This window comes from bacterium (assembly GCA_035703895.1).
Lineage (GTDB): Bacteria > Sysuimicrobiota > Sysuimicrobiia > Sysuimicrobiales > Segetimicrobiaceae > Segetimicrobium.
This window is the reverse complement of record DASSXJ010000184.1, coordinates 1-7,626: the sequence shown is the minus strand read 5'-3', so window position 1 is coordinate 7,626 and position 7,626 is coordinate 1. Positions and strand designations below refer to the sequence as shown.

Below are 7,626 nucleotides of genomic sequence, written 5' to 3'. Positions count from 1 at the left end.
ATTCTCACGATCTTGATCATGCTCTCGGGCGGCATCCTTCTCCCGTTTGTGATGCTCTATGGGGCGTTCAAAGCGAACGAAACGCTTGAGGATGCCCATCTCGCCAGGTACAGCCTCTTTTAAGACGACCGGCCCGCGGATCTCTAGGAGCGTCGGACGCTATATATCCCTGAGCCTCCGTGTCCGCTCCTGCGTCACGATCGTCAAGCACACGATCCGGGTCGCCTCCGTGGCAGGCGTGTGGGCGTCTGGCGCCACCAACTCACAATCGGCATCCCGATAGCGGCCCCAGGCCCACTGCGCCTCCCGCATCTTCACCCTCACTAAGTAGGCGCGCCTCGCGGCGAACTCTTCGAGGACGGACCGGTACGTCTCTGCCAGCTCCTTCCGTGCCGCCGCGTACAACGACATCGCGCAGGCGGTCCTCTCCGCCTCAGCGACGACGGGGCCCAGGCAGGCGATCATCTCGTTCGTCCGGCTCGGCGATACGACCAAGCCGAAGAGACGTTTGAGCTCGCGTTCTCGTGCGGTTGCCGTCCAGGCCATGCACAGGCCATACTCCTCCGGAGCGATGCTGCCGCCGCGATAGGCCTCATACTGGGCATCACAGTCCCTGTCGCGGTAGCTTGCCCACGCCGCCTGTGCAGTCCCCAGCGCGACCCTCCTGCCGCCGTTGACCCGAGCGAGTAGGTTCTCGTAGGTCTCTCTGAGGTGCCGCTCGGCGTCCTTCTGCAACTCGGCGGCACAGCCGTCCAATTCGATTTGAGTCCGGTTGGGCTCGGGACACGGGTACCTGTGCAACGAATCTTCGGTGGAACTCTCTTGGGCCGCATACGCCCGGGCCGGACGCGACCAGTCCCACGGCAGCACGTGTTGCCCGAGGGAGGGGTGTGCCCGAGCACCGGAGTTCGAGATCAACAAAGCGGCGAGGACGAGCGCCGCCAGACGCACACAACAGAGCCGGCGGATCACGCTGCGGATCGGGTGCTGCATGTGTGCCTCCCAGTGGAACCGTCTACCAACGCCGAGGCCCTCGGGGCTGTCGACCCCGAGGGCCTCACGAACTGGACGTTCCGTTAGCGAGGTGATCGATCGCTTCGGATCATGGAGCGTCCGCCTGGACGGCACCTACGGCCGCAGGTCCGCGCACGACTGGTCGGTCGCAGCCGCCACCACGGCTCGGGTGGCCGGGCAGGATGGGAAGCTCTGCAACACTTCGACCACCCCGCCGCCATCTCCGGCGTGAGCCAGGACTGTTCCAATCGAGACGAGCCCGAGACCGGCCCCAAACGCGATCACCGTCAACACGAGGGCAACCAACCGCATCGATCCACCTCCTGGGATTTTTGACACACGCCGATTGTTATGCCCCAAGCAAAAAATTCGTAGACCCTGTCAAAGTTGCGGCCTCGGGAGAGGTCTCCCCCGGGGCCGACGGTCGTCATCACACCGGCGTGGCCGGCGTTCCACGCGTTTACTCGGGGTCGAGTTGATTCTCACCGCCCGGCCAGGATGGCGTGTGGTCGGAACAGGATCCAAAGGAGTCGACCGGCGACCCCATGGGTACCAGACACAGCGAGACTTCGGGCGACGATGGAATCGGTTCGGGCAGAGTGGCCAACCAGGGCAGTCCGAGGGGTAACGCCAACCCCATCGTGCAGGTTACGAGAAGGCCCATAATCCGCATCGCCTCACCTCCCAAAACCGCGCACGTCCGGGCATCTTTTCTCATACCCACAACCAGCGCGGTTTAGACGCACGGCCGCAGGCCAGCGGCCTGATATAAGAGGTTTTCCGGAGGTTTGCGTCAGGTCTTAGGGGTCTACGCCCTCACGTCGGGCCGCTTGGGGAGGAACTCGAGGAGAAGCGTGTTGAGCCGCTCTGAAGCCTCAAGCTGCACCCAGTGCCCAATACCCTCGAGACGCTCATAACGCCACGCTCCCCGGACCTGTTCCTTGGAACGCACCATCGAGGCCTCTGTCAGATAGGGCTCCTCGGTCCCAAAGATGCCGAGCGTCGGGGCCTGCACCGGCGGCAGCTGGAGCGACGGCCCGAGTAGTTGGCCGGCGGGCAGATTCGCCCGGTACCAGTTCAGCCCAGCGGTCAGCGCACCCGGCTCCGAGAGCTCGGCGATGTATTGCTCAACGTCGCCCCGCCCTTGGAGCGTCTCGCGGAAGAGGTACCAGTCGTCTTTTTGCAACAGCTCCTCGGCCGTTCCTTCGAACAGAAACAGGAGCCGGTACCAAGCTTTCTGGAGCGCCTCGAGATCAGGGCGTGTCACGCCCGGGAAGCCGACCGAGATGACGACGAGGTGATCCACCCGTTGGGGAACCAGGGAGGCCAGCACCCATGCCACTCCAGCACCCCAGTCGTGACCGACCACGTGCGCCCGCTCCACGTCCAGCGCGTCCATGATGCCGGTAACATCGCCAACGAGAGCGGCCAACAAGTAATCGGACACACTCGGGGGACGCTCGCTGCGGCCGCGTCCCCGCAGGTCGGGGGCGATGGCGCGGTAACCTGCCGCGGTGAGGGCCGCAATCTGCGATCGCCAGATACGGGCGGTATCAGGGAATCCGTGCAGCAGGACGACGGGGGTTCCCTTCCCTTCGTCCACAACGTGAAAGCGGAGTCCACCGACCTCAAGCATCATCCCTGCCCGATCCCCCGCCCGGCCTGGCGCTGAGTTCCCCGTCCCATCGGCCGGGAGTCAATGTCCCACTCCCCGGTCAGGGCTTCTCCACGATATCGGCCTTCAGTTTCCCCAGCGCGCCGGCGAGCTCGCTGCGTTCTTGCTGAGGCACCTTAAACTTGTCAAAGCTCTCTCCGAGGTGCTTGACCGCGACCTGCCAGTCTGACTCGCTGATCCCCAGGCCCTTGTGCGCCGTTCGCATGTCACGCCCGATGTAGTAGCACGGGCCCCCGGTCGCCTCGCACAACTGGTCCACCACGAGCTGGCGGATCCGACGCAGCGAATCCTGACTGTGGCCGACGAAGAACTTGCCGAGCTGTGGGTCACTGGCCAGCCGTCCGACGAAGTCGTCGCTCACCGCCGCGATCCCGTCATACCCTCCGAGCCGCGCATAGAGCGATTTGGCCTGGCTCTGGGCATGCACATATGTGCCTAGGGTGATCGCGCCGACGATTGCCACGGCCGTGACGACTGCCCAGAGAATCCCGCGTTGTCCGACCCGATCCCGCATCCCGTCTCACCCCTTCACCGTTATTGCACATCATTCGGCATGTCCACCGGTAATTGATTTTCGGTGCTCGCCACTCCTTCCATCAGAGGTGTCCGGCCCGGTGTTTCGTCCGGACTCTGCGCGGTGGACCAGACGAAAGCCTGTTCGTACCAGGCTCAAGGGGCCAACCATACCGACCGAAGCCGCAGCATCCCATCGGGGACATGGGCGAACCCACGCACTCGGGTCGAGACGAGCTTGTACTCCTTCGGGAAGTACAGAATGACGTATGGCTCGTCGTCTGCCAGGATCTTCGTCACCTCGTGATAGACGCGCCGCCGCTGCGCCATGTTGTTGAGATACCGGGCGCTGTCCAGCATCTCCTCGACTTTGGGGTTCGCGTAGCCGGCGAAGTTGAGCGCGCCAATCCCAGATGGGGTCACGAACGGGTAGATGTCGAAATCCGGGTCAGGCCGGCCGCTCCAAATCATCAGCGCCGCCTGGTGCTGGAGACGGGTGATCGAATCGCCCAGCGCACCCGTCTCGACGATCTGAATCTTCAAGCGAATCCCCGCATCGGCCGCCATCGCCTGGAGCGCCTGCGCCACCGCCTGCCGCTGCTGCCCCGCGGTCGCCAGCACGATGAACTCGAACCCGTCGGGGCGTCCCGCCTCCCGGAGCTTCTCCCTGGCAACCGAAAGGTTCCGGGCGGGGACCTTCCAGGTCGGATCATACGCCGGCGTTCCGGTCGGGAAAAACGAATTGGCGGGATAGGCCGCGCCCTGCAGGACGGCGTTGGCGATCGCGTCCCGGTCGATCGTCGCGCTGAACGCCTGGCGCAAAAGTTTGCTGTCGAACGGCGACCGGGTCGTGTTGAGCGACATGCCGTCCCACTCGAACGCGCCGTGTTCGAGCAGCCGGATGCGCGCGCCCGGCCGTGCCGCCTCCTTTGCGAGCTGCGTCACCTGCGGCAGCGGCACCCCGCTGATCATTTCGATGTCGCCCGACTTCACGTTCGCGACGCGCGCGTTGTCGTCCACGATCGTTCGGAAGATCAGCCGGTCGAGATACGGCAACCCCTTCGCCCAGTAGTTCGGATTGCGCTCAAGCGTGATGTGGTCTTGAGGAACCTTCTCGACGAAACGGAACGCCCCGGTCCCCACCGGATGGAGCGAGAAGTTCAGGCCGTCCTTCTGCGCCGCCGCCGGGGAGACCATCATCCCCGCGCGGTCGGTCAGCACGTAGAGCAGCGGGCTGTACGGCCGCTCCATAACGAACTGGACGGTGGAGGGATCGACGACGACGACCTCTTTCACCGGCTTGATCTCGCTGCGCCGCACCGAGGGGAAGTTGGGATCGAGCATGCGCTGTACGTTGTACTTGACCGCCTCGGCATTGAACGGGGTGCCGTCGTGAAAGGTCACCCCCTGCCGAAGTTTGAAGGTCACGGACCGCCCGTCGGGGCTGACCGTCCACGACGTGGCGAGCATCGGCACGATCGCCAGGTCGGCGTCCGTGTCCATAAGTTTGTCGTAGAGGTTTTGATACACTTGCCGCTCGACGACGGCGCCCGATCGGTGGGGATCCATGGTCGGCGGATCCCCCTCGAGGGCGACCCGAAGCGTCCCGCCCCGCTGACCGCCCTGGGCCGACGCCGGTCCCAACACGCTCAGCACCATCATGCCGGCAAGACACCATGCACTCCAGCGCCGCATCGCCTCACCTCCTCGCCGGGTGAATCCGGCAGGTGCTGCCCTTCCTCCTCCTCGTCCCCCTCAGGGGCGCCCGAGGACCGGCGGCACCTTGAACAGCAGGACGCGGCCGCCCCGAGCCGCCACCGCGACCGGGAACAGACTCGCCGCGGCAGGCTCCAAGCGTGGAAAGTATGCGCGGAAGGTCCCCCGCCAGAACACCACCGCATCCGTCCCGTTTTCGTGCAACAACGGCAGCAGTTTCGCCTCTGTGATCTCGCCTGCCCAGATCCGCGCCAGCGAGGTGTCGACCAATCCGGCCGCCAGGGGGCGGCGGGCCAAGAAGGCCACCATCGGATCGTCGGTGAGGATCTTTCCACCTGCGGGAACGGCACCGCCGATCTGCGCAACGGCCCGTTCGAGTTCCCCCGACGAAGCCGGCTTCGGCACGGCGGAGACGCCCCAGATGAGGTAGGCGGCGATGACCGCGGCGAGCCCGGCACGCGTTGCCAGGCGTGCCCCCTCGCCTGATCGAGCGATCCAGACACCGATGCGATCCAGCGCCTTGCCGGCCAGCAGCGCAAGCGGTGACATCAGAATGATGAGGTGGTGTTCCCAGAGGGGAGTCAGGCCGATCAGGACGGCGCAGTCGGCGGCGAGCCACACAACGAGGGCGCGGTCCAGCCAGGTGCCGCTCCGGATCGACCACCAGAGTCCAAACGCACCGGCGGCGCTGACCGGCCATTGCGATGTCAAGAACCGCGCGATGGTTGCCGCGTGGGTCAGGGGCGACTGCGGATGCGCGCGCGCGAGGACGACGTGAAACGCGAAGACCTGATCCAAAAACCCGGCCGTGGCGATGAAGGGCAGGAGCACGCCGGTGGCAAGAACGGCTCCCGCCGCCATCAACGCCAACCTCCGACCCAGCGCGGGTCCGTGGGTGATCGCGGCGCCGGCAAGGGGCAGGAGACAGGTGGCGGCGGTCAGCTTCGTCATGAGCGCGAGCACCGCCAGGGCGCCGGCACCGGCCCACCAAACGGGTCCCGGGCGCCGTGCCCCCCATGCGGCCAAGGCAAAGGCGGCGCACGCCAGCGCTTCGCTCGGCACCTCCATCTCCACTGTGCGCGCCATGACGAGAAACACCGGCCGCCCTATGAGGAGACAGACGGCTAGGGCGCCGCCCCAGGGGCACCCTCGAGCGACGAGCATCGCGAGGATCGCGATGAGCCAGAGGGCTGAGGAAAGCACCACCGTGCTCCGCGCGACGGGGAGAGATGTCCCGAGGAGCGCGAACATCCCCCGGATCGTCAGGATCAGCACGGGGGGTTGGCTCACAAAGACGTCCTGGTACAGCCGACCGCCGTGCCCGACCGCATCGGCCGTCGCGGCGTAGACGCCTTCGTCGTAATCGTAGTGGACCGGGACGGGTACGCGCGCGGCCCCGACCACCTGCAAGACCGCCGCAGCGGCGATCAGGCCGAGCACGACCGCCGTCGAGCGGTGAGCCATCAATTGGCTACGCCTTCCGCAACCTCGGATCCAGCAGGTCTCTCACGCCGTCCCCGAAGAGGTTGAACCCCAGGACGAGGAAGAGGATGGCGATGGCCGGAAAGGTCGCGATCCACCACTGCTCCATGAGGAACCGGCGCCCATCGGAGACCATGAGCCCCCACTCGGGCGTCGGCGGCTGCGCACCAAAGCCGATGAACGACAGCCCGGCTGCGGTGAGGATGATGCTGCCGACATCCAGCGTGGCCTGCACCAGGATGGGTGCGATGGCATTGGGGACGAGGTGGCGCGCAAGAATCGCGGTGTCTGTCGCACCTTCGGCGCGGGCCGCCTCCACGTACTCCCGGCCACGCAGCGAGAGCACCTGGGCCCGAGCGATCCGGGCATAGACCGGCCACGAGGTCACGGTGATGGCCAGCAGGGCGTTGGTGAGGTTGGGCCGCAGGATCGCCGAGATGGCCATCGCGAGGATGAGGCTCGGGAATGCCAGAAACATGTCGGTGATCCGCATCAGCGCCTCGTCCCACCATCCGCCGTTCCACCCGGCAAGCATACCGGTCGCGAGGCCGAAGATCGTCGCGCCCGTGACTACGGCACCGCCAGCCACGACCGAGATCCTGGCCCCGTAGATCACGCGAGCGAAGACGTCGCGCCCGAGCGAGTCGGTGCCGAAGAGGTGGACGCGGCTCGGCGCGATCAACCTTTGGCCCAGGTCCTGAGCGAGCGGGTTCTGGTGAGCGAGGAACGGGCCGAGGAGGGCGATGAAAATGAAGACGGCGACGATCACCCCGCCGGTGAGCGTCAACGGACTCCTCCGCATCGCCCGCCAGACGATCTCCGTGGTCTGCTCCTTATAAGGAACGTTACGAGTAGCGAACCTGAGGATCCAAGTACGCGTAGAGGACGTCGACGGCGAGGTTCGCCGTCGAGTAGATCACCGCGATCACCAGCGTCACCCCCAGGACGGCCGGGATATCCACGCTGATGACCGAGTTAGTCGCGTACCGTCCCACGCCTGGCCACGAGAAGATCGTCTCGGTGAGCACGGCGCCGGAGAGCAGGCTGCCGTAGGTCAATCCGATCACGGTGACGGTCGGGAGGAGCGCGTTGCGCAGCGCGTGCCGGAGCACCACCCGCCCCTCTGCCAGCCCTTTCGCGCGCGCGGTCCGCACGTAGTCCTGGCGCAGGACCTCGAGCAGGCTCCCGCGGGTCATCCGCGTGATGAGGCCGGCGGAATAATACCC

General features: G+C 65.9%; 8 protein-coding genes. All 8 read right to left on the bottom strand.

Annotated features, from left to right (window positions below; translation table 11 throughout):
* Window positions 1–159: 159 nt before the first annotated feature.
* Window positions 160–993, bottom strand: a complete 834-nt coding sequence (locus VFP86_12880; GenBank protein ID HET9000534.1) for a lysozyme inhibitor LprI family protein — start codon at window positions 991–993, stop codon at window positions 160–162.
* A gap of 135 nt (window positions 994–1,128) precedes the next feature.
* Window positions 1,129–1,326: a hypothetical protein gene (locus tag VFP86_12875; GenBank protein HET9000533.1), complete on the bottom strand. Its 198-nt coding sequence runs from the start codon at window positions 1,324–1,326 to the stop codon at window positions 1,129–1,131.
* A 496-nt stretch (window positions 1,327–1,822) separates the two neighbouring features.
* Window positions 1,823–2,653 carry an alpha/beta hydrolase gene (locus VFP86_12870; protein HET9000532.1) on the bottom strand — a complete coding sequence of 277 codons (831 nt, stop codon included), beginning with the start codon at window positions 2,651–2,653 and terminating at the stop codon, window positions 1,823–1,825.
* A gap of 76 nt (window positions 2,654–2,729) precedes the next feature.
* Window positions 2,730–3,203 carry a group 1 truncated hemoglobin gene (locus VFP86_12865; protein HET9000531.1) on the bottom strand — a complete coding sequence of 158 codons (474 nt, stop codon included), beginning with the start codon at window positions 3,201–3,203 and terminating at the stop codon, window positions 2,730–2,732.
* A gap of 155 nt (window positions 3,204–3,358) precedes the next feature.
* On the bottom strand, window positions 3,359–4,897 hold the full coding sequence (locus VFP86_12860) for an ABC transporter substrate-binding protein (protein HET9000530.1): 1,539 nt from the start codon (window positions 4,895–4,897) through the stop codon (window positions 3,359–3,361).
* A gap of 60 nt (window positions 4,898–4,957) precedes the next feature.
* Window positions 4,958–6,382 (bottom strand): glycosyltransferase family 39 protein, encoded by a 1,425-nt coding sequence (locus VFP86_12855; GenBank protein ID HET9000529.1) that lies wholly within the window; start codon window positions 6,380–6,382, stop codon window positions 4,958–4,960.
* Between the two features lie 7 nt (window positions 6,383–6,389).
* Window positions 6,390–7,217: a nickel transporter permease gene (gene nikC / locus VFP86_12850; GenBank protein HET9000528.1), complete on the bottom strand. Its 828-nt coding sequence runs from the start codon at window positions 7,215–7,217 to the stop codon at window positions 6,390–6,392.
* A gap of 28 nt (window positions 7,218–7,245) precedes the next feature.
* A partial coding sequence (locus VFP86_12845; protein HET9000527.1) for an ABC transporter permease occupies window positions 7,246–7,626 on the bottom strand: 381 nt, incomplete at its 5' end.

What these genes read in the sequence shown, in the direction of transcription:
- VFP86_12865 (HET9000531.1), bottom strand. Translation starts at nt 3,203, where the DNA reads ATGCGGGATCGGGTCGGACAACGCGGGATTCTCTGGGCAGTCGTCACG.
- VFP86_12860 (HET9000530.1), bottom strand. Translation starts at nt 4,897, where the DNA reads ATGCGGCGCTGGAGTGCATGGTGTCTTGCCGGCATGATGGTGCTGAGC.
- VFP86_12875 (HET9000533.1), bottom strand. Translation starts at nt 1,326, where the DNA reads ATGCGGTTGGTTGCCCTCGTGTTGACGGTGATCGCGTTTGGGGCCGGT.
- VFP86_12870 (HET9000532.1), bottom strand. Translation starts at nt 2,653, where the DNA reads ATGATGCTTGAGGTCGGTGGACTCCGCTTTCACGTTGTGGACGAAGGG.
- VFP86_12880 (HET9000534.1), bottom strand. Translation starts at nt 993, where the DNA reads ATGCAGCACCCGATCCGCAGCGTGATCCGCCGGCTCTGTTGTGTGCGT.
- VFP86_12855 (HET9000529.1), bottom strand. Translation starts at nt 6,382, where the DNA reads ATGGCTCACCGCTCGACGGCGGTCGTGCTCGGCCTGATCGCCGCTGCG.